This window comes from Bacillus sp. SIMBA_008 (assembly GCF_046535495.1).
GTDB classification, from domain to species: Bacteria; Bacillota; Bacilli; order Bacillales; family Bacillaceae; genus Bacillus; species Bacillus subtilis.
In genome coordinates this window covers 1-257 of record NZ_JAWRWL010000779.1, presented here as the reverse complement: position 1 = coordinate 257, position 257 = coordinate 1, and the positions used below count along the sequence as shown (strand labels likewise).

Here is a 257-nt window from a genome sequence, read left to right as displayed (position 1 = left end):
ATGAGAAGCAGAAAAACAGGAATTGATTAAAAATATTTTTTATAAAAAAAATGATATGAAACAGATAAAAAGGTTTTGGTTGTATGGGCTTTGCTTATTACTGACTGTTTTTTCGGGATACGGGCAGTCTGCTGCCAGCTATAAAGGATACCATCAGGAAGATTTGAAAAATCTTCAGATCGGATATTCCAAGACAACCAGCATTGTTTTTCCCTACGCCGTTAAAAGCATGGACAAGGGGAGTTCCGAAGTGCTGG

The 257-nt window shown here is 37.4% G+C and carries 1 protein-coding gene; it reads left to right on the top strand.

The annotated features are described in order from the left end of the window. Positions 1–22 precede the first annotated feature (22 nt). A partial coding sequence (locus SB658_RS25420; RefSeq protein ID WP_410603211.1) for a hypothetical protein occupies positions 23–257 on the top strand: 235 nt, incomplete at its 3' end.